The 25,631-nt window shown below is 67.2% G+C and carries 25 protein-coding genes; 16 read left to right on the forward strand and 9 right to left on the reverse strand.

Going from position 1 to position 25,631, the window contains the following annotated elements; translation table 11 throughout:
- Positions 1-178: 178 nt before the first annotated feature.
- The 5 genes from AC3WUT_RS06220 to AC3WUT_RS06240 are packed head-to-tail and all read right to left on the reverse strand — an operon-like array spanning position 179 to position 5,671.
- Entirely contained in the window at positions 179-1,303 is a 1,125-nt protein-coding gene (locus AC3WUT_RS06220) for a CaiB/BaiF CoA transferase family protein (protein ID WP_492346213.1), read from the reverse strand.
- Complete coding sequence (locus AC3WUT_RS06225; protein ID WP_492346214.1) at positions 1,300-1,776, reverse strand: PaaI family thioesterase; 477 nt, start codon at positions 1,774-1,776, stop codon at positions 1,300-1,302. Before AC3WUT_RS06225 ends, AC3WUT_RS06220 begins: the two co-directional genes overlap by 4 nt.
- 6 nt (positions 1,777-1,782) lie before the next feature.
- Entirely contained in the window at positions 1,783-2,829 is a 1,047-nt protein-coding gene (locus tag AC3WUT_RS06230) for a tripartite tricarboxylate transporter substrate binding protein (protein ID WP_492346215.1), read from the reverse strand.
- Between the two features lie 38 nt (positions 2,830-2,867).
- A complete protein-coding gene (locus AC3WUT_RS06235; protein ID WP_492346216.1) occupies positions 2,868-3,875 on the reverse strand; it encodes a Bug family tripartite tricarboxylate transporter substrate binding protein in 1,008 nt (335 codons plus the stop codon).
- A gap of 32 nt (positions 3,876-3,907) precedes the next feature.
- Positions 3,908-5,671 carry an acyl-CoA dehydrogenase family protein gene (locus AC3WUT_RS06240; protein ID WP_492346656.1) on the reverse strand — a complete coding sequence of 588 codons (1,764 nt, stop codon included), beginning with the start codon at positions 5,669-5,671 and terminating at the stop codon, positions 3,908-3,910.
- 125 nt (positions 5,672-5,796) lie between these two features.
- On the opposite strand from AC3WUT_RS06240, the gene AC3WUT_RS06245 reads away from it, so the two are divergent.
- From AC3WUT_RS06245 to AC3WUT_RS06255, 3 genes are read left to right on the forward strand one after another with little or no spacing between them, the layout of a single operon-like run.
- Complete coding sequence (locus AC3WUT_RS06245; protein ID WP_492346217.1) at positions 5,797-6,696, forward strand: LysR family transcriptional regulator; 900 nt, start codon at positions 5,797-5,799, stop codon at positions 6,694-6,696.
- Between the two features lie 58 nt (positions 6,697-6,754).
- Positions 6,755-7,159, forward strand: a complete 405-nt coding sequence (locus tag AC3WUT_RS06250) for a DUF6172 family protein (RefSeq protein ID WP_492346218.1) — start codon at positions 6,755-6,757, stop codon at positions 7,157-7,159.
- Positions 7,156-7,581: a hypothetical protein gene (locus tag AC3WUT_RS06255; RefSeq protein WP_492346219.1), complete on the forward strand. Its 426-nt coding sequence runs from the start codon at positions 7,156-7,158 to the stop codon at positions 7,579-7,581. Before AC3WUT_RS06250 ends, AC3WUT_RS06255 begins: the two co-directional genes overlap by 4 nt.
- 30 nt (positions 7,582-7,611) lie before the next feature.
- Here AC3WUT_RS06255 and AC3WUT_RS06260 read toward each other — a convergent pair whose 3' ends face one another.
- Positions 7,612-8,829 carry a patatin-like phospholipase family protein gene (locus tag AC3WUT_RS06260; RefSeq protein WP_492346220.1) on the reverse strand — a complete coding sequence of 406 codons (1,218 nt, stop codon included), beginning with the start codon at positions 8,827-8,829 and terminating at the stop codon, positions 7,612-7,614.
- Between the two features lie 205 nt (positions 8,830-9,034).
- Here AC3WUT_RS06260 and AC3WUT_RS06265 point away from each other — a divergent pair, with 205 nt between their 5' ends.
- Complete coding sequence (locus AC3WUT_RS06265) at positions 9,035-9,409, forward strand: response regulator (RefSeq protein WP_492346221.1); 375 nt, start codon at positions 9,035-9,037, stop codon at positions 9,407-9,409.
- Between the two features lie 3 nt (positions 9,410-9,412).
- On the opposite strand, the gene AC3WUT_RS06270 is transcribed toward AC3WUT_RS06265, so the two are convergent.
- On the reverse strand, positions 9,413-10,333 hold the full coding sequence (locus AC3WUT_RS06270; RefSeq protein ID WP_492346657.1) for a LysR family transcriptional regulator: 921 nt from the start codon (positions 10,331-10,333) through the stop codon (positions 9,413-9,415).
- 168 nt (positions 10,334-10,501) lie between these two features.
- On the opposite strand from AC3WUT_RS06270, the gene AC3WUT_RS06275 reads away from it, so the two are divergent.
- The 12 genes from AC3WUT_RS06275 to AC3WUT_RS06330 all read left to right on the forward strand — a co-directional run bounded on the left by AC3WUT_RS06275 (position 10,502) and on the right by AC3WUT_RS06330 (position 24,500).
- On the forward strand, positions 10,502-12,607 hold the full coding sequence (locus AC3WUT_RS06275) for a 3-hydroxyacyl-CoA dehydrogenase NAD-binding domain-containing protein (protein WP_492346222.1): 2,106 nt from the start codon (positions 10,502-10,504) through the stop codon (positions 12,605-12,607).
- A 22-nt stretch (positions 12,608-12,629) separates the two neighbouring features.
- Positions 12,630-13,811: an acetyl-CoA C-acyltransferase gene (locus AC3WUT_RS06280; protein ID WP_492346223.1), complete on the forward strand. Its 1,182-nt coding sequence runs from the start codon at positions 12,630-12,632 to the stop codon at positions 13,809-13,811.
- 13 nt (positions 13,812-13,824) lie between these two features.
- The gene (locus AC3WUT_RS06285; RefSeq protein WP_492346224.1) at positions 13,825-15,033 is read left to right on the forward strand and encodes an acyl-CoA dehydrogenase family protein; all 1,209 of its coding nucleotides are present in this window, start codon (positions 13,825-13,827) and stop codon (positions 15,031-15,033) included.
- A gap of 16 nt (positions 15,034-15,049) precedes the next feature.
- Positions 15,050-16,186 (forward strand): acyl-CoA dehydrogenase family protein, encoded by a 1,137-nt coding sequence (locus tag AC3WUT_RS06290; protein WP_492346225.1) that lies wholly within the window; start codon positions 15,050-15,052, stop codon positions 16,184-16,186.
- Entirely contained in the window at positions 16,183-16,992 is an 810-nt protein-coding gene (locus AC3WUT_RS06295; protein ID WP_492346226.1) for an oxepin-CoA hydrolase, alternative type, read from the forward strand. The genes AC3WUT_RS06290 and AC3WUT_RS06295 overlap by 4 nt, the downstream gene beginning before the upstream one ends.
- 28 nt (positions 16,993-17,020) lie before the next feature.
- The gene (locus AC3WUT_RS06300; RefSeq protein WP_492346227.1) at positions 17,021-18,229 is read left to right on the forward strand and encodes a CaiB/BaiF CoA transferase family protein; all 1,209 of its coding nucleotides are present in this window, start codon (positions 17,021-17,023) and stop codon (positions 18,227-18,229) included.
- Positions 18,230-18,309: 80 nt separating this feature from the next.
- Positions 18,310-19,332 carry a Bug family tripartite tricarboxylate transporter substrate binding protein gene (locus tag AC3WUT_RS06305; RefSeq protein ID WP_492346228.1) on the forward strand — a complete coding sequence of 341 codons (1,023 nt, stop codon included), beginning with the start codon at positions 18,310-18,312 and terminating at the stop codon, positions 19,330-19,332.
- A 120-nt stretch (positions 19,333-19,452) separates the two neighbouring features.
- Positions 19,453-21,372: an acyl-CoA synthetase gene (locus AC3WUT_RS06310; RefSeq protein WP_492346229.1), complete on the forward strand. Its 1,920-nt coding sequence runs from the start codon at positions 19,453-19,455 to the stop codon at positions 21,370-21,372.
- 35 nt (positions 21,373-21,407) lie between these two features.
- Entirely contained in the window at positions 21,408-22,412 is a 1,005-nt protein-coding gene (locus AC3WUT_RS06315) for a Bug family tripartite tricarboxylate transporter substrate binding protein (RefSeq protein ID WP_492346230.1), read from the forward strand.
- A gap of 28 nt (positions 22,413-22,440) precedes the next feature.
- Positions 22,441-23,190: an electron transfer flavoprotein subunit beta/FixA family protein gene (locus AC3WUT_RS06320; protein ID WP_492346231.1), complete on the forward strand. Its 750-nt coding sequence runs from the start codon at positions 22,441-22,443 to the stop codon at positions 23,188-23,190.
- A 2-nt stretch (positions 23,191-23,192) separates the two neighbouring features.
- On the forward strand, positions 23,193-24,125 hold the full coding sequence (locus AC3WUT_RS06325; protein WP_492346232.1) for an electron transfer flavoprotein subunit alpha/FixB family protein: 933 nt from the start codon (positions 23,193-23,195) through the stop codon (positions 24,123-24,125).
- Between the two features lie 99 nt (positions 24,126-24,224).
- The gene (locus AC3WUT_RS06330) at positions 24,225-24,500 is read left to right on the forward strand and encodes a type II toxin-antitoxin system Phd/YefM family antitoxin (protein ID WP_492346233.1); all 276 of its coding nucleotides are present in this window, start codon (positions 24,225-24,227) and stop codon (positions 24,498-24,500) included.
- A gap of 63 nt (positions 24,501-24,563) precedes the next feature.
- Here the strand turns inward: AC3WUT_RS06330 and AC3WUT_RS06335 are convergent, their stop codons facing one another.
- Together AC3WUT_RS06335 and AC3WUT_RS06340 are read right to left on the reverse strand one after the other, a co-directional pair.
- Positions 24,564-25,247, reverse strand: a complete 684-nt coding sequence (locus AC3WUT_RS06335; RefSeq protein WP_492346234.1) for a GNAT family N-acetyltransferase — start codon at positions 25,245-25,247, stop codon at positions 24,564-24,566.
- A 17-nt stretch (positions 25,248-25,264) separates the two neighbouring features.
- Positions 25,265-25,522: a DUF3297 family protein gene (locus tag AC3WUT_RS06340; RefSeq protein ID WP_492346235.1), complete on the reverse strand. Its 258-nt coding sequence runs from the start codon at positions 25,520-25,522 to the stop codon at positions 25,265-25,267.
- Between the last annotated feature and the right edge of the window lie 109 nt (positions 25,523-25,631).

The raw sequence follows: 25,631 nt of genomic DNA on the forward strand, positions 1-25,631 counted from the left end.
CTGGAAATCAGCGCCCTGGAGTCACCATAGTCAGTCCAATGTTCCAGAAGTGAACAAATGCGGCGGATGGCCGTTTTGGTTACAAATTAACTCCTCAATCTTGCTTTTTGGAACATTTGACGGGGTTTTGGCCACTGGGTGTTGGGCCTCATCGCCTGGCAGCGCCCGGCGCAAGCGCTCAGATCTCGGCGGGCGGTGGCATCCGGTAGGTGGCTGGCGTGCGGCTCAGCTTGATGGGGGAGCCCAGGCCACGGTAGCCGCCGGGCAGGTTCACCGTCATGCCCCGGTGGGCCGTGTGAGGGTGGCTCAGGGCCTGGGGCACATCGAGAATCGGCGCGCTGGGCACGCCTTGCGCCATCAAGCGCTCGACCAGGCCCTCGCCAGCGTGCTGGGCCAGCAGGGGCAGCAAGGCCGCGCGCAGTTCGGCGCGGTGCACCGAGCGCTGGCCCGCGGTGGCGTATCGCGGGTCTTGCCCCAGCTCCGGCTGGCCCAGCACCTGGCACAGCTGCTGAAACTGCCTGTCGTTGCCCACGGCCAGGAACACCGGTGTGCTGGCGGTAGGAAAGGCGTCATAGGGGTAGATGTTGGGGTGGGCGTTGCCCGTGCGCGTGGGCACACGCCCATCACCGAACCAGTTGGCCGCGTGCGGGTGCAGCAGCGACAGGCCACAGTCGTAGAGGGCGGCCTCCACGAACTGGCCTTGGCCGCTGCGCTGGCGCTCTTGCAGGGCCAGCAGGATGCCGATCACCGCGTTCAGCCCGGTCACCATGTCGACCACCGGCAGCCCCACGCGCAGGGGCTCGGCGCCCACCTCCCCGTTCACGCTCATCAGGCCGCTCATGGCCTGGATGGCCGCGTCGTAGCCGGGCAGGCCGCCCAGGGGGCCGTCGGCGCCAAAGCCGCTGACACGGGCATGGACCAGACGCGGAAAGCGCTGGGCCAGCACTTCGTGGCCCAGGCCCCATTTATCGAGCGTGCCGGTCTTGAAGTTTTCCAGCAGCACATCGGCATCGGCCAGCAGTGTCAGCAACTGGTCCCGCCCTTCGGGCAGACTCAGGTCCAGGCGCATGCCGCGCTTGTTGCGGTTCAGGCCCATGTAGTACGACGCCACGCCGTTTTCGAAGGGCGGACCCCAGGCGCGGGTCTCGTCACCCTGGGGCGGCTCGATCTTGAGCACGTCGGCCCCATGGTCGGCCAGGATCTGGCCGCAGTAAGGGCCGCCCAGCACACGTGAGACATCGATGACGCGCACGCCGGCCAGCGCGCCAGGGGCCGGATGGGCTGAAGGATTGGGGGTGTTCATGGGCAAGGCCTGTCGGGGGTGGGTGGGGTGGTGGTCGGGTCGGGCTGGCGCTCGACCAGCTTGAAGGTGCCGGTGGCGGTGGCCAGCAGGCGGCCGCTGTCGTCATAGGCTTCGCCACGGGCAAAGCACAGGCTGCGGCCCCGCCGGTCGCAGCGGGCTTCGGCCACCACGTCGCCACGGCCACTGGCCAGGTAGTGCACGCTCAGGTCGATCGTGACCACGCCCCAGCGCAGCGGTTCGTGGGCACGCACGGCGCAGGCCAGCACCGAATCAAACAGGGCACTGAGGGCTCCGCCATGCACGTCGCCGCGGCTGTTGCTGAAATCGGGCCGGTGCGGCAACCGCACCCGGGCCCGGTCGTCACCGATCTGTTCGCCGCGCAGCCCGAACAGGCGGGCCAGGGCAATCGGGTGGCCGAACAGGGTGCCGTCCTCGAAGGTGGCTGGCGCTTGGGGGGGCGTGGGGCCTGGCATGCGCGTTCAGTCCAGTTGCCCGCGTTCGCGCAGCCGGGCCACCCGGGTCTTCTCGCGGGCCAGGGTCTGGATGGCGTAGGCTCGGTACTCGATGGGGCCCAGGTAGTTGGCCCGCTGGTTGAGTTGCGCCATCACCTTCTGGCTGGGGGCGGAGTCGAGCGCTTTCTTGAAGGCGTCATGCAGCCGCTGGGCCCGCTCGGGGGGCAGGCCGCGTGGGGCGGCCAGACCATAGGGGGAGTCGATCCAAAGAGGGATGCCGCTGTCGACCAGGGTGGGCGTCCTGGCCTCGGTGGCCAGGGGCTTTTCGGTCAGCATGACCAGGTAGCGCAGTTTGCCGGACTCGATGTGCGGCATGGCCACGCCCGACAGCGGGGCCGCATCCAGGTGGCCGCCCAGCAGGGCTGCGGTGATGTCGGCATCGCCCTTGTAGGGCACCATGTTGAGCTCGATGCCGGCGGCGGCCGCGATCTCGTCCATCACGATGCGCGGCGTGCCAATGGCGCCGGCTGCGCCCACATTGATCTTGCCAGGTCGGCGTTTCGCGTCAGCCACGAAGTCGGCCCAGGTTTTCCAGGGCGCGCCAGCGGGCACGGCCAGGCCAAAGGTGTAGTCGGACAGCAGCAACAGGTAGCTGAAGGTGGTGGCCGGGTCGTAGGGCACCTTGTTGATGAAGGGCTCGCGGTACACCGAGGCCGGCAGGATGGCCAGCGTGTAGCCGTCGGCTGCGGCGCGCACCAGGGCCGCGGCGGCATTGGTGCCGTTGGCGCCGGGGCGGTTGTCCAGCACCACCGGCTGGCCCAGGTGCTGGCCTGCCACTTCGGCCAGCGCGCGCAGGTGCTGGTCGGTGGGGCCGCCGGCGCCGTAGGGCACCAGCAGAGTGACGGGCTTGGTCGGGAAGGCGGCGGTCTGCGCCAGCGCCGGGCCGGCCGTGGCGGCGGCCAGGGTCAGGCCCAGCCACTGGCGGCGGTTGGGGGTGCCTCTTGAGGTGTGTGAGGTGTGAGAGGTGTGAGAGGTGTGAGAGGTGTGAGAGGTGTGAGAGGGGGGTGAGGTCATGGTGTTGTCTCCCTGAAATCAATGGCCAGGTGGGGCACTCAATCGAGCTGCGCCCCTGAGGCTTTCACCACCTCACGCCACAGCGCCACCTCGCTGCGGATGAACTGGCCCAATTGCTCGGGGCTGGTCTGGGTGGCGATCTCCAGGCCCTGGGCCTCCAGGGTCTGGCGCACCTCGGCCTGGTTCAGCGCCTGCACCAGGGCTGTGTTCAGGCGCTTGATGGTGTCGGGCGGGGTGCCGGCCGGCACCACGATGCCGAAGAACACGCTGACGTCGAACGGGTTCAGGCCCTGTTCCTGCAGCGTGGGCACCTCGGGCAGGCTTTTGGAGCGGGTGGCCGAGGTGACGCCGAGGATGCGCAGCTTGCCGGCCTTGATGTGGGGCAGAGCAGTCAGCACATCGGTGAAGGCCATCGAGACCTGGCCCCCCAGCAGATCGTTCAGTGCCGGGCCGGTGCCCTTGTAGGGCACGTGCTGGATGTCGGTGCCGGCACGCATGTTGAACAGCACCCCCGCCAGGTGCGAGCTGGCGCCATTGCCCGATGAGGCATAGCTCAGCTTGCCCGGGTTGGCCTTGGCGTGGGCGATCAGTTCGCTGACGTTCCTGGCCGGCAGGCCGGGGTGCACCACCAGCACATTGGGCAGGTGGCCAATGCGGATCACGGGCGCGAAGCTCTTCACCGGGTCGTAGCCCATCTTGTTGTACAGGCTCACATTGATGGCCAGCGGGCCCGATGTACCGAACAGCAGGGTGTTGCCATTGGGCGCGGCGCGGGCCACCACCTCGGCGCCGATGTTGCCGCCTGCGCCGGGCCGGTTGTCCACCAGCACGCTTTGGCCCAGCAGAGGTTTGAGCGCGTTGGCCAGGGTGCGGGCCATGGCATCGGTGGGTCCGCCGGGCGAGAAGGGCACCACCAGGGTGACAGGCTGGTTGGTGGACGGGTTGGTGCCCTGGGCGTGGGCGGGCAGGCCGCTCAGCAGCAGGGGGGCACTGGCCAGCAGGCTCAGGCGGTGCAGGCCTTGGCGGCGATTGAGGTGTCGGGTCATGGGGCTTGTCTCCTGTTGTTTTTGAAGCGGGCTCAGGTGTCAGGCCACAGGTTGACTCGGGCCACGCCGCCGTTTGCGGGCGTAGCCTCGAACAAGGGGCTGAGGTCAAGGTCGGCCGTGGTGGCTGTCGGGCCTTGCAGCGGGTTGTGCGGCAGCAAGCGGTGCTGCAGCACCAGTTGGGCCATCAGCATGCGGCGGGCCGAGCCGCTGCGGCTGGCCTCCCAGCCCATGGCGGCGGCGGCTGTCAGGTGGTAAAGCGCCGAGGCGGCCTGACGGGTCAGGGCTTCGTGCTCGCGCTCGGTGGCGGCCAGGGCCAGGGCGCTGGCCTGGTCCACCAGGCCCAGCAGCTTGGCCTGGGCCGCGGGGTGCCATTGGCTGTCGGCCACCAGTTGCCGCACATGGGCCTGCCACACCGGCAGCGAGCCCTCGCGGCGGATGGCGCGCATCACATCCAAGGCCACGATGTTGCTGGTGCCCTCCCAGATCGAGCCCAGGTGGGCGTCGCGCACGATGCGGGGGTCGCCCCATTCTTCGATGTAGCCGCAGCCGCCGCGCACCTCCATGGCATCACCCGCCACACGGCGTGCATCGCGGCAGGCGCGGAACTTGATCAACGGGGTCAGCAGCCGGGTCAGGGCGTAGGCGCCGGGTTCGCCTGCGTCGGCGCGGCGCAGCGCGTCGGCGGTCTGGAACACCATGCTGCGGGCCTCTTCGGCGGGCAGCAGGATCTTGGCCAGCTGGCGCTGCATCAGCGGCATGTCGATCAGGTGGCGACCAAAGGCCTGGCGGTGGCGCGCGATGTGCAGGGCCTCGGCCACGGCGCGGCGCATCAGACCGGCGGCCCGCATGCCGTTGGACAGGCGCGAGTTGTTCACCATGTCGGCCATCTGTGCAAAGCCGCGGCCCAGCTCGCCCACCAGCCAGGCCTTGGCGCCCTCCAGGCGGATCTCGCCACTCGCCATCGATCGGGTGCCCAACTTGTCCTTGAGGCGGATGATGCGGTAGGCATTGGCGCTGCCGTCCGGCAGCTCGCGCGGCAGCAGGAACAGCGACACGCCCTTCATGCCGGCCGGGCCGCCCTGGTGGCGTGCCAGCACCATGGCCAGGCCCGCGTCCGGGTTGGAGCAAAACCACTTGTCACCGTGCAGCCGCCAGGCTTGCGGGTCTTCGGGGTCGGGGCGCGCTTCAGTGCTGGTGGCCGCCACGTCCGAGCCCGCGCCTTGCTCGGTCATGAACATGGCGCCCTGGGTCAGGGCGTCGAGGTCTTGCGTCACCAGGCGGTCCAGGTAGCGCTGCACCAGGGCAGGGTCACCGTACTTGCGCAGGGTGCGGGTCAGCGAGTCGGTCATCGACAGTGGGCAGCAAAGGCCGAACTCGGCTTGCACGAACAGGTAGCTCAAGGCGTATTTGGCCGCCGCCGGCATGGGCTGAGGCCAGCCCAGAACGCCCGCGCGGTGAGACATGGCGGCCAGGCCGAATTCGCTGAAGGCCAGCCGCTCCATCTCGATGTAGTCGGGGTGCTTGAGGATGCGTTCGTGATCCAGCCCGGTGCGGGTGCGCAGTTGCAGGGTGGGTGGGTTCTGGTCGGCGCTGTGGGCCAACTCGTCGAGCCGGCCACCAGCCAGGGCGCCCAGGCGCTCCAGATGCGGCTGCAGGTGGGCCACCAGATCCGGGGGCAGGTACAGGGGCAGCAACTGCTGCAGTTCGGTGTCTTCGAGGTAGGCGTTGGTGCCGGCGCGGTCTGGCACCGGGTGCTCGCCGGGCGCGGCGTGGGGGGCTTGAGAGGCCGTGCTCATCGGGGTCACGGCTTGGGGCAGGCGGGCGTTCATGGGGCGGGCTCCAGGGCAGGGGATGCGGCATTGTTCAAACCCCGGACTGTTGTGTCTAATATTGAATTTCACTGATCCGATCTAAAATTTGTATGGCCATTGAAATGCGCCACCTGCGCTACTTCCTGGTGCTGGCCGATGAACTGCACTTTGGCCGTGCGGCCCGGCGTCTGCACATCGCCCAACCCCCTTTGAGCTTCAACATCAAGCAGTTGGAGCAGAGCCTGGGGGTTCAACTGCTTGAGCGCAACAGCCACGGCGTCAAGCTGACCCCGGCCGGTGAAGTGTTCCGGCAGTCGGCCGCCCGGGTGCTGGCCGAGACCGAGACCGCCGCACAGCGGGCGCGCGACGTGGCCCAGGGGGTCACAGCCCGGGTGCGCATCGGCTTTGTCGGCTCGATGCTGTTTCGCGGTCTGCCCGAGCGGCTGCACGCCTTCCAGGCCGAGCATCCCCAGGTCCAGACCGAGCTGATCGAGCTGAACTCAGCCCAGCAACTGGAGGCCATGTCCCGTGGCAGCATCGATCTGGGCTTTGTGCACACGGCCCGCGTGCCACCTGACCTGAGCCGCTCGCTGTACATGTCCGAGCCCTTTGTGGCCTGCCTGCCTGAGGCCCACCCGGCCGGTGGCCCTCAGGGCCTGGATCTGGCCGCCCTGGCCAGCGAGCCGCTGGTGCTGTTCTCGCGCGGGGCGTCGCCTGACTACTACGAGCGCGTGCTCACCTTGTCGGGGCAACTGGGCCTGCAGCCGCGCGTGCGCCACGAGGTTCGGCATTGGCTCAGCGTGGTGGCCTTGGTCGGCAAGGGCATGGGCTGGGCCCTGGTACCCCAGGCGCTGGCCGGCAGCGGTGTGGCCGGGGTGGCCTATCACCTGCTGCCGCCCTCGGACATCCGGTCGGAGGTGCATCTGGTGTGGAACGAGCGCAGCATGCCAGCGGTGCTGCCGCTGCTTTTGGGGGCCCTGCAATCCTCTGAGAACCCGCAGGTCGCATAATCGCGCCCTTGGCCAGCGCTACCCACAGGGGGCAGGCGCTGGCATCTGAAGGGCTCTTGTGAGAAAAACATACAGTTTCCAGGCTGAAGGCCGCCACCCCGACCGGGTGCTCGAATCGGTCAAGCACGACATCCGCAAATACCTCAAGCGCGAGCGTCGCCGCGACCTGCCCGAGGGGGCTGATTTCTGGGATTTCGACTGCCGCATCGGCGCCGACAAGGACAACGCCGAAGGGGTGTTGCTGTCGGGCCTGATCGCCCAGGTCGATGCCATCGCCAAGGGCGGTGCTGCCCAGGCCTATGTCGAGGTGCTGGCCCGCGCGGCACAGCGCCCGCCCCGACCTGAGGGCTGGGTGTCCAAGCACGAAGCGGCCTTGGCAGAAGGTTTGGCGGCTGGGCTGGACGAGCACGGCGATGATGGCGAAGATGACGCCGACGACACCGAGCAGGAGCAACAGCCATGATCCTCACCGACATTGCCATCGAACACGTCTACAAGGGCCGCAAGGTCACCGAGCCGGCCACTTTCACGGTGCACCCCTTTGCCGAGCCGGACGGTGAACATGCCGGCCTGTTCGAGGTGATGCTGAGCCTGCGCGGCTCGGGTGAAGACAAGGTGCGTTCGGGCTGGGTCACGCTGGATCAGCTGGCCGAGCTGTATGCCCGCGAGCTCATGGTCAAGCGCGGGCTGCGACTGCGCGTGCGCCCGCTGGCCGATGGCGTCTACCCCGACAGCTTTCCGGGCAAGAAGGTGCCACGCAGCTGCATTGCTGCGGGTTCGGATTTCGAGCGCCGCGTCAAGGCGGTGGATCGGGCGCACCCCGTGTCGGCCGGCCTGCGCGCCCAGATCGCGTTGTGGGACGCCCCCCCCGAAGAAGAGGCCTGATCTCTCACGCGGCCCATTCAGGCTGTGCGCTCAGACAATCGGCTGGGCCAGCCGCGCTTGGGGCCAGCCGAAAAACCGGGCCACCTCCTCGTGCCGCGCCAGCGTGTCGGCCTCGCCCAGTGCCATCAGGGCGTGGGTGTAGGGCGCCTCGAACAGCAGGTAGCTGGCCAGGGCCGAGCCTTGGGCCTGCGGGCCGGCCTTGCTGACCCCCGCTCCATGCAGCAAGGTGCGCACCGGCCCCGGCAGGGCGTCCAGGTGGCGGGCGGCGATGTCGTCCAGGCGCTGGCTGGGCGCGATCACCAGACATTCCACCGGGCGCAGCGGCGTGCTCTCCAGGGCCTGCGCCGGCAGCAGCGACAGGGTGCGGTTGATGCGCGCCAGGCGCTCGATGTCCACCGCCATGGCGTCCAGGAAGATGCTCGACATGGCGTGCCCGGCGATCTGGGCCAGGCTGGGGTAGCGCCGGTCGGGCAGGCGCTGGGCTGCGGGTTCGTGCATGCGGCCGGCGCCGATGACCAGCATGCGCTGCGCCCCCAGGTGGATGGCCGGTGACAGCGGTGCGGTCTGGCGCATGGTGCCATCGCCATACCAGGCCGAGCGGCCTTCGCTGAACAGGCGCTGGGCCGGAAACACGAACGGAATCGCCGCCGAGGCCAGCAGGTGTTCGTGCGACAGCGCCGTGGGCACGGCCAGGCGCTGCGAGCGCACCCAGGGCTCAATGGGCTGGGTCGAGTTATAGAACGTGACGTGCTCGCCCGTGCTGTAGCTGGACGCGGTCACGGCCAGGGCCTGCACATGGCGGCGGGCCAGCATGGCGGGCAGGCGGTTCATGGGCACCACGCGCTGCAGCAGGCCGACCAGAGGGCTGTTGTCGAGCAGCGAGCGCGGCCGAAAGCGCCGCCAGCGCGCCAGTGCCCAGCCGATCGACAGCATGGTCAGCCATTGGGCCCCGTTGCGGGCCACGCCGAGCATGTCGGCGCGGTACACGTCTTCGGCATGAAAGTGCTCCCACACCTCGGTGATGCGGGCCACGGCACCGTTGAAGTCGTCGGCGTGGCAGGCCAGGGCGGCGCTGTTGATGGCACCGGCCGAGGTGCCGACGATGATGCCGAAGGGGTTGACCCGGCTGTCCGCCTCGCCCACGGCCTCGCGGCGCAGGGCGGCCAGGGTCTTGAGCACGCCCACCTGGTAGGCAGCACGCGCGCCACCTCCGCTGAGCACAAGGGCCGTTCGGCTGGGGTCGATCATTCGGTGTGTTTTTCGGGGGCAGGCACCCCATTGGCACCTCTCGACCTGCAGAATAGCCCAGTTATCTGGCTGTGAGGAGGGTGGCAGCCCTGCCTCGGGACTTGCCCTGTATTGCGGGTCGCGCGCGGGAGCTGGCGGCCAAGCGGCCTTAAAATCCCGCAGCCCGATTCAGTTCGGTCCCAGACATTCAACCGGAAGCCCGAGCATGAGCCTCAGCAAAGTGGTGCTGATCATTGATGACAACGAAGACATCCGACGCCTGCTGCGCATGACGCTCGAGTTCGAGGATTTCGACGTGGTCGAAGCCAGCCATGGAGCCGAGGGTCTGGAGATGGCCCACCTGCGTCGCCCCGACATGATCATCTGCGACGTGATGATGCCCGGCATGTCAGGGCACGAGGTCTGCCAGGCCGTGACCATGGACCCGGAGCTCACCGGCATCCCGGTGCTGATGCTGTCGGCCCTCGACAAAAAGGTGGATGTGGACCAGGCCCGTGATGCCGGGGCCCGCGGCTACCTGACCAAGCCCTTCTCTCCGACTGAACTGATGCACGCCGTGCGCCACCTGGTCGGTGCCTGAGCTTCAGAGCCCGCCCACCGCTTCTTGCGGGCTGTGGCCCGGCATGGCCTTGCCCAGGATGAAATCGATGCAGGTGCGCACTGCCCGCGTCTGGTGCCGGTTGGGCATGTACAGCAGGTACATGCCGGTGCCGAAGATGCTCAGTCGGTATTCGTCGAACAGGGTCTGCACCTCGCCACTGTCCACCGCGTCCTGCACCACGTAATCGGGCACCAGGCCCACCCCCAGCCCGGCCAGGATGGCGTCACGCAGGAATGGAAAATGCTCGGAAATCAGCGTTGGCTCCAGCGTGACCTCTTCGCGTACCCCCTCCAGATAGGCCCGCAGGCGCAATTGCCGGCCGACCACCCCTGAGGTGATCAATGGGGCGGTGCGCAACTGCTCCAGCGAAAGCGGCCGGTCGTGTGCCTGCAGCCAACTGCGGGAAGCGCAGGCCAGGTAGCGCACCGGGCCCAGGTCGCGGGCCACCAACTGAGGGGGGGGCTCGGGCATGACGCGGATGGCGATGTCCACGCCGTCGCGCACCAGGTCGTCCACCCGGTTCTCAAACATCACGTCCAGCACGATGCCGGGGTACAGGCGCTTGAATTCGATCAGCCAGGGCGACATCACCATCTGCCCGTAGCCGCTGGGCACGCTCAGGCCCACGCGGCCCTGCAGACCCTGACCCAGGGTGTTGATGGTTTCGCGAGCGGCCAGCAATTCGTTGACGATGCTGCGACCATGCTCGTACAGCCGCATGCCCACTTCGGTGGGCTCCACCCGGCGCGTGGTGCGCCGAACCAGTTGCACCCCCACCGATTTTTCCAGCTGACTCAGGTGGTAGCTCACATTGGCGCGGCTCATCTTGAGCTTGCGCGCCGCCTGGCTGAGGTTGCCTGAGTCAATGATCTCGACCAGCAGGGTGAGGGAGCCAAGGTCCAGGCTGTGCATCGGATGAGTGGTTGTCAAAAATGGTTTGACAGTCTGTCAATGGTTCATGGGATTGTCAAGAATGACTGTCGCCACAACAATCGCTGGCTGTGGCGAATTCAACTGCTTGAGTTCTGCCAGCCGTCTGCTTGCCATTCATTGCCTCCGGAGACAAAAACCATGACCGAAGCCGTCAAGACCACCCGCAGCGGCGCTGTGCTGGTGGCCACTGTGGACAACCCCCCCGTCAACGCCCTGGGCGTGGCGGTGCGTGCCGGCCTCAAGGCCGCCATCGAGGCCGCCGAAGCCGATCCCGCCGTGCAGGCCGTGCTGATCGTGGGGGCGGGCCGTGCCTTCATCGCCGGCGCCGACATCCGCGAGTTCGGCAAGCCGCCGCAGGCGCCTTCGCTGCCCGAGGTGTGCCGCACCATCGAGCTGTGCAGCAAGCCGGTGGTGGCCGCCATCCACGGCCCGGCCCTGGGGGGCGGGCTCGAAATCGCCCTGTCCGCGCACTACCGCGTGGCCATGCCCGGCAGCAAGCTCGGCCTGCCCGAGGTTCAGCTGGGCCTGATCCCCGGTTCGGGGGGCACCCAGCGTGCGCCGCGCCTGGCCGGTGTCCAGGCCTCGGTCGAGCTGATGCTCAGCGGGCGCCACATCGGCGCCGATGAGGCCGTCAAGCTGGGCCTGGTCGACCGTGTGGGCACGGCGGCCGATGCCCTGGCCGAAGGCATGGCCTACGCCAGCGAACTGCTGGCCCGCCAGGCTCCCGTGCGCCGCAGCTGCGACGCACCGGCCCTGGCCGACAAGGCCACCGCCCAGGCCCAGCTCGACGCCTTGAAAGCCGACACCGCCAAAAAGAGCAAGGGCCTGTTCTCCCCCCTCAAGATCATCGAAGCCGTGCAGGGCGCCCTCGACCTGCCCTTTGACGAAGGCATGAAGCACGAGCGCGAGCTGTTCCTGCAGTGCATTGACAGCCCGCAACGTGCGGGCTTGATCCATGCCTTTTTCGCCGAGCGCGAAGTGGTCAAAGTGCCCGAGGCCAAGGCCGCCCAGCCGCGCCCCTTCAACACCATCGGGGTGGTGGGGGGCGGCACCATGGGTGCGGGCATTGCGGTGTCGGTGCTCGATGCCGGTCTGCCGGTCACCATGGTCGAACGCGATGCCGAATCGATTGCGCGTGGCCGTGCCAATGTCGAGAAGGTGTACGACGGCCTGATCGCCAAGGGCCGCATGAGCCCTGACGCCAAGGCCGCGGTGATGGCGCGCTTCACAGGCAGCACCACCTACGACGCGCTGGCCCAGGTCGACCTGGTGATCGAGGCCGTGTTCGAGGAGATGGGTGTCAAGAAGGCCGTGTTTGCCGAGTTGGATCGTGTCTGCAAACCTGGCGCCGTGCTGGCCACCAACACCTCCTACCTCGACATCGACGAGATCGCGGGCAGCGTCAGCCGCCCGCAGGACGTGGTGGGTCTGCACTTCTTCTCGCCGGCCAACATCATGAAGCTGCTTGAGATCGTGGTGCCGGCCCGGGTCAGTGCTGATGTAGTTTCCACCGCCTTCGCGCTGGCGCAAAAACTCAAGAAGGTGCCGGTGCGCGCCGGCGTGTGCGACGGCTTCATCGGCAACCGCATCCTGGCGGTGTACCGTACGGCGGCCGATCACATGATGGAAGATGGGGCCTCGCCCTACCAGATCGACCAGGCCGTGCGCGATTTCGGCTACCCGATGGGTCCGTTCCAGGTGTCTGATCTGGCCGGTGGCGACATCGGCTGGGCCACGCGCAAACGCCGCGCCGCCACCCGCGACCCGAAGGCCCGCTACGTGCAGATTGCCGACCGCATCTGCGAGCGTGGCTGGTTCGGCCAGAAGACTGCGCGGGGCTACTACCTGTACCCCAATGGGGCCCGCGTGGGCAGCCCCGACCCCGAGGTGCTGGCCATTGTGGACGCCGAGCGCGCGCGCGCCGGCATCACGCCGCGCGCCTTCAATAACGAAGAAATCATGCGCCGCTACATGGCCGCCATGGTCAACGAAGGGGCCAACGTGGTGCATCAGGGCATCGCGCTGCGCCCGCTCGATGTGGACGTGACCTTTGTCTACGGCTACGGCTTTCCGCGCTTCCGCGGCGGCCCCATGAAGTACGCCGACATGGTGGGCCTGCCGCAGATCCTGGCGGACATCGAATCGTTCGCCAAGGAAGACCCGCTGTTCTGGAAACCCTCGCCCCTGCTGGTGGAACTGGTCGCCAAGGGCGCCAATTTCGACTCGCTCAACAAGTCCGAATAAACCTTTTCAAAAGAGACACACCATGCGCCAAGCCGTCATTGTTTCCACCGCCCGCACCCCGCTCACCAAGTCGCACCGCGGCGAGTTCAACATCACCCCCGGCCCCACGCTGGCCGCCTTCGCCGTCAAGGCCGCCGTGGAGCGCTCGGGCATCGACCCAGCCCTGATCGAAGACGCCATCCTGGGCTGCGGCTACCCCGAGGGCATCACCGGTCGCAACATCGGCCGGCAGGCCGTCATTCGCGCGGGCCTGCCCTTGTCCATCGGCGGCACCACCGTCAACCGTTTCTGTGCTTCGGGCCTGCAAGCCATCGCCATGGCGGCGGGTCGCATCGTGACCGAAGGCGTGCCGGCGATGATCGCGGGTGGCGTGGAAAGCATCTCGGGCATCAAGAGCCGCGACGATGCCCAACTCACACTCGACCCCTGGATCGTCGAGCACAAGCCCGAGCTCTACCTGTCGATGATCGAGACCGCCGACATCGTGGCCCAGCGCTACGGCATCAGCCGCGAGGCGCAGGACCGCTTCTCGGCCGAAAGCCAGCGCAAGACCGAAGAGGCCCAACTGGCCGGCCGCTACGCCGAAGAGATCGTGCCTTGCACCACCACCATGGCCGTGGTCAACAAAGAGACCAAGGAAGTCACGAAGCAAGAGGTGACCGCCACTGCTGACAACTGCAACCGCCGCGGCACCACCTACGAGGCCCTGGCCAAGCTGGCGCCAGTCAATGGCCCCGACAAGTTCGTCACCGCGGGCAACGCCTCGCAGCTGTCCGATGGCGCTTCGGCCTGCGTGCTGATGGAAGCCGCCGAGGCCGAGCGCCTGGGCCTGCAGCCCCTGGGGGCTTTCCGAGGCCTGGCCATTGCCGGCTGTGAGCCCGACGAGATGGGCATCGGCCCCGTGTTTGCCGTGCCCAAGCTGCTGGCCCGCCATGGCCTCAAGGTCGAAGACATCGACCTGTGGGAGCTCAACGAAGCCTTTGCCTCGCAATCCATCTACTGCCAGCAGAAGCTCGGCATCCCGGACGAGCGACTCAACGTCAACGGTGGCGCCATTTCCATCGGCCACCCCTTCGGCATGACCGGTGCCCGCCTGACCGGCCACGTGCTGCTGGAAGGTCGTCGCCGCAAGGCCAAGTGGGCCGTGGTCACCATGTGCATCGCCGGTGGCATGGGTGCCGCCGGCCTGTTCGAAATCTTCTGATCCCGGAGCCCCCATGGACCTGAATTTCACCCCTGAAGAAGAAGCCTTCCGTGCCGAGGTGCAGGGCTTTCTGAACGACAAGCTGCCGGCGCGCCTGCGCGACAAGGTCAAGGCCGGCCTGCGCCTGACCCGGGCTGACTCGGTGGAGTGGCACACCCTGCTCAATGAGCGTGGCTGGCTGGCCAATCACTGGCCCACGCAGTATGGCGGCCCAGGCTGGAGCGCCGTTCAGAAGTTCATCTTCGAGCACGAATGTGCCGTGGGCGGTGCGCCGCGCATCGTGCCCTTCGGCGTCAACATGCTGGGCCCGGTGCTGATCAAGTACGGCAGCGAGGCCCAGAAGCAGTACTGGCTGCCGCGCATCCTGAACGGTGACGATTGGTGGTGCCAGGGCTATTCGGAGCCCGGCTCGGGGTCGGATCTGGCCTCGGTCAAGACCACGGCGGTGCGAGCCAAGGACGAAACGGGCGATCACTACATCGTCAACGGCCAGAAGACCTGGACCACGCTCGGCCACCACGCCAACATGATCTTCTGCCTGGTGCGCACCGACCGCGACGCCAAGCAGCAGTCGGGCATCAGCTTCCTGCTGGTCGACATGAACAGCCCCGGTGTGGAGGTGCGCCCCATCATCACGCTGGACGGCGAGCATGAGGTCAATGAAGTCTTCTTCACCGACGTCAAGGTGCCGGTCGCCAACCTGGTGGGCGAGGAGAACAAGGGCTGGACCTACGCCAAGTACCTGCTGACCTACGAGCGCACCAACATCGCCGGCGTGGGCTTCAGTGTGGCGGCACTCGAGCGCCTCAAGCGCATTGCGGCCAAGGTGCAGCGCCAGGGTCGTCCGCTGATCGAAGACCCGTCCTTTGCCACCCGCCTGGCCAAGGTCGAGATCGATCTCGAGAACATGAAGACCACCAACCTGCGCGTGATCGCTGCCGTGGCTGGTGGCGGTGTGCCAGGGGCCGAGAGCTCGATGTTGAAGATCCGTGGCACCGAGATCCGCCAGGAGCTGACCTCGCTCACCCGCCGGGCCATGGGCCCCTACGCCTTGCCCTTCATCGAAGAGGCCATGTACGAAGGCTATGCCGACGAGCCCGTGGGCCCGGCCGAGGCGGCCCAGGCGGCCGCCATCTACTTCAACAACCGCAAGCTGTCGATCTTCGGCGGCTCCAACGAGATCCAGAAGAACATCATCTCCAAGATGATCCTGGGCCTGTGAAGCGAGGGACACCGCGATGAACTTTGAACACACCGAAGACCGCCGCATGCTGGCGGACACCCTGAACCGCTTCATCACCGAGCAGTACCCCTTCGAGGTGCGCAATCAGGTGGCGGCCAGCGAGCAGGGCCTGAGCACCTCCGTCTGGCAGCAACTGGCCGAGATCGGCGCCCTGGGCGCGCTCTTTCCTGAATCCGTGGGCGGCTTTGGCGGCGCCGGCTTTGACGTCAGCGTGGTGTTCGAGAGCCTGGGCCGCGGCCTGGTGGTCGAACCCTTTCTGGGCACCCTGATCGTGGGCCGCGCCCTGGCTGCGGCCGGCAGCCCGGCCCAGCAGGCGGCGCTGGCCGGCCTGATCGATGGCAGCACCGTGGCTGCGCTGGCCCATGATGAGCCGGGCAACCACTATGAACTGTCGCGCGTCGCCACGCGTGCCACGGCCACGGCCACCGGTTGGCAGCTGGACGGCGCCAAGGCGGTCGTGCTGCAGGCTCAGGCGGCGCAGTTGCTGCTGATCAGCGCCCGGGTGTCGGGCGATATCGAGTCCGAAGACGGTATCTCGCTGTTCCTGGTGCCGGCCGACGCGGCTGGCGTGCAGCTGCGCGGCTATGGCCGCATTGATGGCGGGCGGGCCGCCGAGCTGACCTTGCAAGGGGTGCAAGTGGGCGCCGACGCCTTGCTGGGTGCCGCAGGGCAGGGCTTTGCCACGCTCGAGCTGGCCATCGGCTGGGGCCTGCTGGCCTTGTGCGCCGAGGCCGTGGGGGCTATGGACGTGGCCAAGCAGTACACGCTGGAGTACCTGCAGACGCGCAAGCAGTTCGGCGTGCCGATCGGCAGCTTTCAGGCGCTGCAACACCGCATGGCCGATGTGCTGCTGGAGATCGAGCAGGCCCGCTCGGCCGTGATCAACGCTGCCGCAGCCATGGAGGCAGATCGCGTGACGCGCGAGCGCGCGCTGTCGGCGGCCAAGTTCAGCATCGGGCGCATTGGTGCCCGGGTGGCCGAAGAGGCTGTGCAAATGCACGGCGGCATCGGCATGACCTGGGAACTGCCCCTGGCCCACTATGCCAAGCGCCTGGTCATGATCGACCATCAATTGGGCGACGAGGACCACCACCTGCAGCGCTACATCGCGCTGGGCCGGAGCGTGGCATGAGCGCCGCCACCGGTCCCATCCTGCTGCAGCAGCGCGAGGGCGCTGTGCTGGTGCTCACGCACAACAACCCGGCGGTGCGCAACGCGCTGTCGCCCGAGTTCTATGCCGCCCTCACCGCGGCGCTCCAGCAGGCGGCCGCCGATGATTCGGTGGGCGCCGTGGTGCTGACGGGCGCTGGCGGCATGTTCTGCTCGGGCGGCGATCTGCGCCAACTGATCAAGCGCCGCGAGTTGCCCGAGGCCGAGCGCCGGCAGCGCCTGGAGGGGCTGCATGACCTGATCCGCACCCTGCGCGACTGCCCCAAGCCCGTGGTCGCCGCGGTCGAAGGCGCAGCCGCCGGCGCGGGCCTGTCCATCGCCCTGGCCTGCGATCTGCTGGTCAGCGCGCGCGACGCCATCTACTCGGTGGCCTATGTCAAGGTGGGTCTCACGCCGGATGGCGGCGCCACCGCCTTCCTGGCCGAGTTCGTGTCGCGCCAGGTGCTGACCGAGCTGTGCCTGACCGGCGAGCGCATCACGGGTGAGCGCCTGCACGCCCTGGGTGCGGTCAACCGCCTGACCGACGCGGGTGATGCGCTGGCCCAGGCCGTGCACCTGGCCCGTCAGGTGGCAGACGGCCCCCTGCAGGCCAATGCCGCGATCAAGGCGCTTTGCCGCTCCGCCCCCCAGGCCACGCTGGAGCAGCAGCTCGATTTGGAGGCCCAGCACATGGTGCGGGCCCAGGGTGGCGCAGAATCGCTGGAGGGCATCGGTGCCTTTCTCGACAAGCGCAAACCCGACTTCGTGAAACTGCGCCAGCCCGGCTGACCTCAACGATTTGACGGAGACAAGACCCATGACCGCTTCCCCCTCTGGACTGCCGCTGGCCGGCGTCCGTGTGCTCGATCTTTCCCGCGTGCTGGCCGGCCCCTGGTGCGGCATGGTGCTGGGTGATTTCGGCGCCGAGGTGATCAAGGTCGAGCACCCCAAGCGGGGCGATGACACCCGCGACTGGGGCCTGCGCATTGGCGAGACCGAGACAGCCTATTTCAACAGCGTGAACCGCAACAAGCGCTCGGTCACGGTCGACCTCAAGACCCCCGAAGGCCAGCAGATCGTGCGCGATCTGGCCTTGCAATGCGATGTGGTGATCCAGAACTTCAAGTACGGCGATGTTGAGACCATGGGCCTGGGCTATGAGCAGCTCAAGGCCCTCAAGCCCGATCTCATCTACTGCTCGGTATCAGGCTATGACCGCACCGGCCCCGAGGCGGCCCGTCCCGGCTACGACCTGCTCGTGCAGGGCGAGGCCGGCCTGATGGCCCTGAACGGCGAGGCCACCCAGCCGCCGCTGAAGTTCGGCGTGGCCGTGGTTGACATGTTCACGGGCATGTACTCGGCCCAGGCCGTGCTGGCGGCCCTGTTCGAGCGCCAGCGCACGGGGCAGGGCCGGCACATCGAGATGGCCTTGTTCGACAGCGGCCTGATGATCACCGCCTACTACGGGCTGGAGGCCCTGCTGCAGCAGAAAGACCCGCCGCGCTTTGGCAATGCCCATCCCTCGATCGTGCCCTATGGTGTGTTCGACGCAGCCGACGGCCCGCTGGTGATCGCCGTCGGCAACAACGCGCAGTTTGAGCGCTTTGCCCGCGACGTGATTGACCGCCCCGACATCGCCAGCGACGAGCGCTTCAAGACCAACCTGGGCCGTGGTTCCAACCGCGACGAGTTGGTACCCCAGCTCCTGGCCGAGCTGAAGGCCCGTCCGCGCAAGCTGCTGCTGGAGCGCCTGGCTGCGGTGGGCATTCCCTGCGGCGAGGTGCTGGGCCTGCACGAGGCCCTGACCTCCGAGCGCGCGGTGCGTGGCGGCCTGGTGACCGAGCAGCCCCACCCCGTGGTGGGCAGCATGGCGGTGCTGGCGCCCCCGTACCGGCTGGATGGTGAACGCCTGCCGGTGCGTCGCCCCCCGCCCGTGCTGGGCGAGGGCACGCAGGACGTGCTGAGCGAGCTGCTGGGGCTGGATGCAGCCCGCGTGGCCGATCTCAAGGCCCGCGGCGTGCTTTGAGCCCTGCGCCGGTCCATTTCTGATTGCAACAAAGGCGGGCGGGGCCCATGGGGCCCCAGCCTGTCGACGGAGACTGTTTGATGAGCAAAATTTCTGCTGGCGCTTCGGGCGCGGGCCTGACCCTGGGCCGTCGTTGGGCACTGGGCCTGTTGAGCGGGCTGCTGGCTGCCCATACCCTGGGGGCTGTGGCCCTGGCGCAAAGCTTTCCGAGCCGCCCGATCAAGCTGATCGTGCCCTTCCCCCCCGGCGGGCCCACCGACACCGCTTCGCGCATCGTCGGTCAGCGCCTGGCCGAGCGCCTGAAGCAGCCTGTGGTGGTCGAGAACCGCGCCGGCGCGTCGGGCTCGATTGCCGCTGCGGCCGTGGCCAAGAGCCCCGCGGACGGCTACACCCTGATGATGCTGGCCACCCCCACGTTGCTGGCGCCGCACCTCTACAAGAAGGCCGGCTACGACATCGTGAAGGATTTCAGCCCCGTGGCCACCGTGTACGACCTGCCCATCGTGATGGTGGTCAACCCCACGGTGCTGCCCGATGTGAGCACCTTGGCGCAACTGATCGCCAAGGCCAAGGCTCAACCGGGTCAGATCAACTACACCAGCTCGGGCGCCGGCAGCTTCGGCCACCTGAGCATGGAACTGCTCAAGCAGCTTGGCGGTTTCGACATGCAGCATGTGCCTTACAAGGGCGGCGTGCCGGCCATCACCGACTTGCTGGGCGGCCAGGTGCCGATGATGTATGCCGACTTGGTGGCGGCCTTGCCGCACATCCGATCGGGCAAGCTGCGCGCCATCGCGGTGGGGTCGCCTCAGCGTGTGAGCATGCTGCCCGATGTGAAGACCGTGGCCGAGCAGGGCATCAGCGGCTTTGACGCGGTGTCCTGGGGTGGGCTGATGGCCCCGGGCGGCACCCCCAAAGAGGTGGTGAACCGCCTGGCCGACGAGGTCAAGGCCATCCTGGCCGAGAAGGAAACCCAGGACAAGCTGCTGCAGGCTGGCACGTTTGCCCGCTTCCAGGCTCCGGACCAGATGGCGCAGCGGGTCCAGCAGGACGACACCAAATGGGGCAAGGTGATTCGGGACAAAGGCATCGCCCTCGAATGAGCCTGGCAGCACCCCGTTGTGAACGGGGTCTCGCAGACGACTGACGGTTGACGCGTCCGGCCGTAACTTGCCGGGTGCGGTCTTGCTGCTCCCCCTGTCACCCTCTTTTCGCCCGTTCCCATGCCCCTGATCCATCCGCCTTTCTCCCAAGCCCATCCGGTCCAAAGCCGGGCCGACATCCTGCGCATCGAGCAGGCCCGTCCGCTGGCCGAGGCGCTGCCCGTGCGCAGCACCTACGAGATTTTCTGCAACTCGGCGGCGGCCTTTGGCGACAAGACCGCCCTGACCTTTCTGCGCACCGCTGACCCAGCGGACCCCAGCCAGCCCCCGATCCGCTGGAGCTACCGCCAATTGCTGGCCGGCATCCACCAGACAGCCAACGCCCTGCACAGCCTGGGCCTGCAGCCCGCCGATGCGGTGGCCGTGCTGCTGCCCGGTTGCCTGGAGTACCACCTGGCCCTGTGGGGCGGTGGTGCGGCAGGCATCGTCCAGCCCCTGAACCCGCTGCTCAGCGACGACAAGCTGGTCTCTCTGCTGCAGGCCTCCCAGGCCCGCGTGCTGATCGCCTATGGGGTCGATGGCGACTCGGGCTACTGGACCAAGGCCCAGCACCTGCTGGCCCGATTGCCTGGCCTGCAGACCGTGCTGCGGGTGCCACCGCATGACGAATCGCAGACCCCTGATCTGCCGGCCGGTGTGCAGTGCTTCCGGCGCTGCATCGAGGCGCAGCCCGAGGACCGCCTGGTGAGCGGACGCGAGATCGAGCCTGGCGACATCGCCGCCTACTTTCACACCGGGGGCACCACCGGTGCCCCCAAGCTCGCCCGTCACAGCCATGGCGCCCAGGTGTTCTCGGCCTGGGCCAGCATCCAGGTCCAGGGCATGGGGCCCTCCGACGTGACGATCAACGGCTATCCGCTGTTCCATGTCGCCGGCGTGTTGGCCGGTGCGCTCACCGCCTGCTCGGCCGGCGCTGAAACCATCATTCCCACCACCACCCTGATGCGCAACAAGGCGGTGATCCAGAACTACTGGAAGCTGGTCGAGGCCTACCGCACCACGGTGCTGTCGGCCGTGCCGACCGTGCTGGCCGCCTTGGCCAACGTGCCGCTCGCGGGGGCCGACATCTCCTCGCTGCGCTACGGTCGCACCGGGGCGGCACCCCTGCCGCCCGAGCTGGCCGCGCGATTCGTGCAGCTGTTCGGCATCCAGATCCATGAGTCGCTGGGCATGACCGAAATGGCGGGCATTTCCACCATCACCCCGCCCGGGGTGGTGGGGCCTGCCGGCTGTGTCGGCTTCGCGCTGCCCTTTGTTCAGATGCGCATCGTGCGCCTGGATGCCCAGGGCAATGCCAGCGACGAAGAGATGCCGGTCGGGCAAGCGGGCATGATCCTGTTCAAGTCGCCCAACCTGTTCTCGGGCTTTCTGGACCCGTCCGACACCGCCAAGGCCTTCACCCCCGATGGCTGGCTGGCCACCGGCGATGTCGGTTTTGTGGACGAGCTGGGGCGTCTGCACATCTCGGGGCGCTCCAAAGACCTGATCATCCGCGGCGGCCACAACATCGATCCCAAGGTGATCGAGGATGCGGTCGCAGCCCACCCAGCCGTGCAGCTCAGTGCCGCCGTGGGGGCCCCCGATGCCTATGCCGGCGAATTGCCGGTGGTGTACGTCACGCTGGTGCCCGGCCAGAGCGTCACCGAGCAGGAGCTGCTGGCCTTTGCCGCAGGCCGCGTGGACGAAGCCCCGGCCCGGCCCCGCCACATCACGGTGCTGGAGCACATGCCCATGACCAATGTGGGCAAGATCTTCAAGCCCGACCTGCGGGCCCTGGCGACCCACAGCGTGATCGAGGACCTGGCGCGCCAATGTGCGACCGAGGCCGGCCTGGCCCAGGCGCCCGCGCTGCGCATCGAGCCCTCGGCCGATGGCTGGCGGGTGGCCTCTGCGGATGGCGTGGCCCCGGAGGCCTGGGCCCTCGCCCTGGCCGCCTCGCTGGAGCGCCTGCCCGTCAAAGTGCGCTGGCACGCCGCCTGAAGCCTTCGCCGCAAGAATTCAAAAAAGGAGACACCATGAAAGACGTGAACCACACCACCCGCCGCCACTGGCTGGCGCAGGCCGGCGCCGCCGGATGGCTGTTGGCCGGGGCCATGCCCGTGCGCGCCGCCGAACCCTGGCCGACCAAGCCGGTCAAGATCATTGTTCCCTTCAACGCCGGCGGGGCCACCGACACGGTGGCCCGCGTGATTGGTGAGAAGTTGTCGCAACGCCTGGGCCAACCTGTGCTGATCGACAACCGCGGCGGTGCCGCGGGCATCCTGGGCACCGATGCGGTGGCCAAGTCGGCGCCGGATGGCTACACCCTGGTGCTGTCGCTGAGCACCTCGCTGCTGATCAATCAGTTCCTGTACACCAAGATGCCCTACAACGCCCAGCGGGACCTGGCCCTGGTGTCCCTGATCGCCAATGCGCCCACGGTGCTGGTGGTCAATGCGGGCCTGCCGGTGAGCAACGGTGCCGAGTTGATGGCCTACATGGCCAAGAACAAGGGCAAGCTGTCCTACGGTTCCTGGGGGGTGGGGTCTCAGGCCCACCTGGCCGGGGCCTACATGAGCCAGACCCAGGACGCCGACATGTCGCATGTGGCCTACAAGGGTGAGGCCCCGATGCTGCAGGATTTGATTGGCGGGCAGATTCAATTGGCTTTTGCCAGTGCCCTGGGCGCCAAACCCCACATTGAAACGGGTAAGCTCAAGGCCATCGGCGTCACAGGAGAGCAGCGCATGACCGTGCTGCCCAACGTGCCCACACTCCCGGAACAGGGATTCAAGGACGAGGTGTACCGCACCTCGGGCTGGGTGGGCATGGCAGCACCGGCCAAAACCCCGGTGGACATCGTGCAAAAGATTTCGGCCGAGGTGCGCGCAGTCTGCGCGTTACCCGACGTGAAGGAGCGCATAGCGTCCATGGGTTTCATGGCGGTAGGCAACACCCCTGAACAATTCGGTACATTCTACAAACGCGAATTTCCCGTCTGGGAGCGTCTGGTCAAGCAGTCTGGCGCCCAGCTCGACTGAACACAGCATTCATTGAAGAGGAAGCAACATGAAGATTCTCGTCCCCGTCAAACGCGTGGTGGACTACAACGTGAAGGTCCGGGTGAAGTCGGACAACACGGGTGTGGACATTGCCAACGTGAAGATGAGCATGAACCCCTTTGACGAGATTGCCGTCGAAGAAGCGGTGCGCCTGAAGGAAAAAGGCGTGGCCACCGAGGTGATCGCGGTGAGCTGCGGCGTGGCCCAATGCCAGGAGACCCTGCGCACGGCCATGGCCATCGGCGCCGACCGGGCGATTCTGGTCGAAACCGATGCAGAACTGCAGCCCCTGGCGGTGGCCAAGCTCTTGAACGCCCTGGTGGCCAAAGAGCAGCCGGGCCTGATCATTCTGGGCAAGCAAGCCATTGACGACGATGCCAACCAGACCGGCCAGATGCTGGCCGCTTTGGCCGACCTGCCCCAGGCCACCTTCGCCAGCAAGGTTGAAGTGGCGGGCGACAAGGTCAACGTCACGCGTGAAATCGACGGCGGCCTGGAAACCCTGAGCCTGTCGATCCCGGCCGTGATCACCACCGACCTGCGCCTGAACGAGCCGCGCTATGTGACGCTGCCCAACATCATGAAGGCCAAGAAAAAGCCGCTGGAGACCGTCAAGCCCGAAGACCTGGGTGTGGACGTGAGCCCGCGCCTGAAGACCCTGAAGGTCAGCGAGCCGCCCAAGCGAGGTGCGGGCGTGAAGGTGGCCGACGTGGCCGCCCTGGTGAACAAACTGAAAACTGAAGCCAAGGTGATCTGAACATGACCGCACTTGTTATTGCCGAACACGACAACCAAAGCATCAAGGGCGCCACCCTGAACACCGTGACCGCCGCGCTGCAAGCCGGTGGCGACGTGCACGTGCTGGTGGCGGGCCACAACGCAGGCGCTGCCGCTGCAGCTGCTGCGCAGATCGCCGGTGTCAGCAAAGTCATCCACGCCGACAGCGAAGCCCTGGCCCACGGCCTGGCCGAGAACGTGGCCGCCCAAGTGCTGGCCATGGCAGCCAACTACAGCCACATCGTGTTCCCTGCCACCGCCGGTGGCAAGAACGCGGCCCCGCGCGTGGCGGCCAAGCTCGATGTGGCGCAGATCAGCGAAATCAGCAAGGTCATCAGCGCCGACACCTTCGAGCGCCCGATCTACGCGGGCAACGCCATCGCCACCGTGCAAAGCGCCGACGCCACCAAAGTCATCACCGTGCGCACCACGGGCTTTGACGCGGCGGCGGCCACCGGCGGCAGCGCTGCGGTGGAAACCATCGCAGCCCAGGCCGACAGCGGCAAGAGCGCCTTCGTGGGCAGCGAGATCGCCAAGAGCGACCGCCCCGAGCTGACGGCGGCCAAGATCATTGTGTCGGGTGGCCGTGCCTTGGGCAGCAGCGAGAAGTTCAACGAAGTGCTGACCCCGCTGGCCGACAAGCTGGGCGCGGCACTCGGCGCCAGCCGTGCGGCGGTGGACGCGGGCTACGCGCCCAACGACTGGCAGGTGGGCCAGACGGGCAAGATCGTGGCGCCGAGCCTGTACGTGGCCTGCGGCATCAGTGGCGCGATCCAGCACCTGGCGGGGATGAAGGACAGCAAGGTGATTGTGGCGATCAACAAGGACCCGGAGGCACCGATCTTCAGCGTGGCCGACTATGGCCTGGAGGCCGATCTGTTTGTGGCTGTGCCTGAGTTGATCGGCCAGCTCTGATCGTTGACGCGATGATGGCCCCATGTCTTCGGACATGGGGCTTTTTTTTTGGTCACTTAAGAGACTATATTCAGTCCGGTTAAAGTTCGGTGGTTTGCCGTGCGCTTTTCATCTCAGGTCAAACCCATCAGCTACCTCAAGGCCCATGCTGCGGAGGTTCTTTTGCCACTGACCGAAAGCCGTGAGCCCTTGCTCATCACTCAAAATGGAGAAGCCAAAGCGGTCTTGCAGGACGTGGCCTCCTATGAGGAGACCCAGGAATCATTGGCGCTGCTGAAGATTTTGGCCCTGGGCAATCAGGATGTGGCGGAGGGCTGGTTGAAGCCTGCGGCGCAAGTGCTGGCTCGCCTGAGGTCCAAGTCTGCTCCGGTCTGATGAGTCGTTCCGGTTCCGAAGTCTTTGAAGCGTCGCCCTTGATGGCGTCAATGTGGCGCCAGTTCAGCCCTGCCGGGCCACCACCCGCAGCAGCACCGTCTGGTGGGTTCTGAAACCCATGTGCTCATACAGCCGCACCGCCCGCTGATTGCTTGCCATCACATGCAGGAACGGGGTCTGCCCGCGCTGCAACTGGGCCGACACCACGGTTTCGATCAGAGCCCTGGCCAGGCCCCGGCCTTGGGCTTCGGGCGCGCTGCACACGCCACTGACCTCGCGCAGGTGGCCCAGGTGCAGGCGTTCGCCGGTCATGGCGATCAGGCGATCTGCTTCAAACACCCCCCAGTACTCACCCATTTCGCGTGTGCGCGGTCCAAAAGGGCCGGGTTGGGTGACTTTCACCAGGGCCTCGATGGCCGCCTGGTCGGCAGGGCCCAGCCGCCTGGCATCGACCGGGGGTGGGTTCGAAGGGGGCTCGGCGGTCCACACCATCTGCAGAGCCGGCGCCTCGACCAGCACCTGCCAATCGGGGGGCGCTTCGCCAGCCCAGGCCTTGCAGTAAAAGCGCTCACCCAGCTCGCACAGCGGGGTGAGGTCCGAAAAATCGGGGGCATCGGGCCGCTCAAACCCCAGCAAGGGCGTGAAGCCCGGGGCATAGCGTCGGGCTCGGGCCGAACCCTGCGACCACGCTGCATGGGGCCCGTTCAGGCTGCTCCAGAAAGGGTTGTCCAGTGCAGTGAGGTCCATGGTGGGCGTGGCCGGCGTCAGATTGACTTGTAGAAGGCTTCGACCTTGCCCTTGAGGGTGATCAGCAGCGGGCGGCCCTTGCGGTCGCGGGTCTTGCCGGCGGGCACTTTGATCCAGCCCTCGCTGACACAGTATTCCTCGACGTCGAAGCGCTCCTTGTCATTGAAGTGGATGCCGATGTCGTGTTCGAACACCGCGGCCAGGTGGTGCGGGCTGCGCGGGTCGATGGACAGGTGGTCGGGCAGTTCAGGGCGTTGCGGGGCTGTGTCGCTCATGGAAGGTCTCGGACGGTTCAATGCGTAAAGTGGCAATTGTCCCGCATTTGGACCGCCCCTTCGGACAGGGCTGTGGGCCGTGCTCAAGGGGCGGCTGGGTCGCCAGCCG

This window comes from Curvibacter sp. EU05-FHT14A10 (genome assembly GCF_058791075.1).

Coding starts and splice junctions, on each gene's coding strand:
- AC3WUT_RS06320 (WP_492346231.1), top strand. CDS start 22,441: ATGAAGATTCTCGTCCCCGTCAAACGCGTGGTGGACTACAACGTGAAG.
- AC3WUT_RS06225 (WP_492346214.1), bottom strand. CDS start 1,776: ATGCCAGGCCCCACGCCCCCCCAAGCGCCAGCCACCTTCGAGGACGGC.
- AC3WUT_RS06240 (WP_492346656.1), bottom strand. CDS start 5,671: ATGAGCACGGCCTCTCAAGCCCCCCACGCCGCGCCCGGCGAGCACCCG.
- AC3WUT_RS06280 (WP_492346223.1), top strand. CDS start 12,630: ATGCGCCAAGCCGTCATTGTTTCCACCGCCCGCACCCCGCTCACCAAG.
- AC3WUT_RS06245 (WP_492346217.1), top strand. CDS start 5,797: ATGGCCATTGAAATGCGCCACCTGCGCTACTTCCTGGTGCTGGCCGAT.
- AC3WUT_RS06335 (WP_492346234.1), bottom strand. CDS start 25,247: ATGGACCTCACTGCACTGGACAACCCTTTCTGGAGCAGCCTGAACGGG.
- AC3WUT_RS06295 (WP_492346226.1), top strand. CDS start 16,183: ATGAGCGCCGCCACCGGTCCCATCCTGCTGCAGCAGCGCGAGGGCGCT.
- AC3WUT_RS06230 (WP_492346215.1), bottom strand. CDS start 2,829: ATGACCTCACCCCCCTCTCACACCTCTCACACCTCTCACACCTCTCAC.
- AC3WUT_RS06325 (WP_492346232.1), top strand. CDS start 23,193: ATGACCGCACTTGTTATTGCCGAACACGACAACCAAAGCATCAAGGGC.
- AC3WUT_RS06255 (WP_492346219.1), top strand. CDS start 7,156: ATGATCCTCACCGACATTGCCATCGAACACGTCTACAAGGGCCGCAAG.
- AC3WUT_RS06310 (WP_492346229.1), top strand. CDS start 19,453: ATGCCCCTGATCCATCCGCCTTTCTCCCAAGCCCATCCGGTCCAAAGC.
- AC3WUT_RS06340 (WP_492346235.1), bottom strand. CDS start 25,522: ATGAGCGACACAGCCCCGCAACGCCCTGAACTGCCCGACCACCTGTCC.
- AC3WUT_RS06315 (WP_492346230.1), top strand. CDS start 21,408: ATGAAAGACGTGAACCACACCACCCGCCGCCACTGGCTGGCGCAGGCC.
- AC3WUT_RS06265 (WP_492346221.1), top strand. CDS start 9,035: ATGAGCCTCAGCAAAGTGGTGCTGATCATTGATGACAACGAAGACATC.
- AC3WUT_RS06300 (WP_492346227.1), top strand. CDS start 17,021: ATGACCGCTTCCCCCTCTGGACTGCCGCTGGCCGGCGTCCGTGTGCTC.
- AC3WUT_RS06260 (WP_492346220.1), bottom strand. CDS start 8,829: ATGATCGACCCCAGCCGAACGGCCCTTGTGCTCAGCGGAGGTGGCGCG.
- AC3WUT_RS06285 (WP_492346224.1), top strand. CDS start 13,825: ATGGACCTGAATTTCACCCCTGAAGAAGAAGCCTTCCGTGCCGAGGTG.
- AC3WUT_RS06220 (WP_492346213.1), bottom strand. CDS start 1,303: ATGAACACCCCCAATCCTTCAGCCCATCCGGCCCCTGGCGCGCTGGCC.
- AC3WUT_RS06290 (WP_492346225.1), top strand. CDS start 15,050: ATGAACTTTGAACACACCGAAGACCGCCGCATGCTGGCGGACACCCTG.
- AC3WUT_RS06305 (WP_492346228.1), top strand. CDS start 18,310: ATGAGCAAAATTTCTGCTGGCGCTTCGGGCGCGGGCCTGACCCTGGGC.
- AC3WUT_RS06235 (WP_492346216.1), bottom strand. CDS start 3,875: ATGACCCGACACCTCAATCGCCGCCAAGGCCTGCACCGCCTGAGCCTG.
- AC3WUT_RS06275 (WP_492346222.1), top strand. CDS start 10,502: ATGACCGAAGCCGTCAAGACCACCCGCAGCGGCGCTGTGCTGGTGGCC.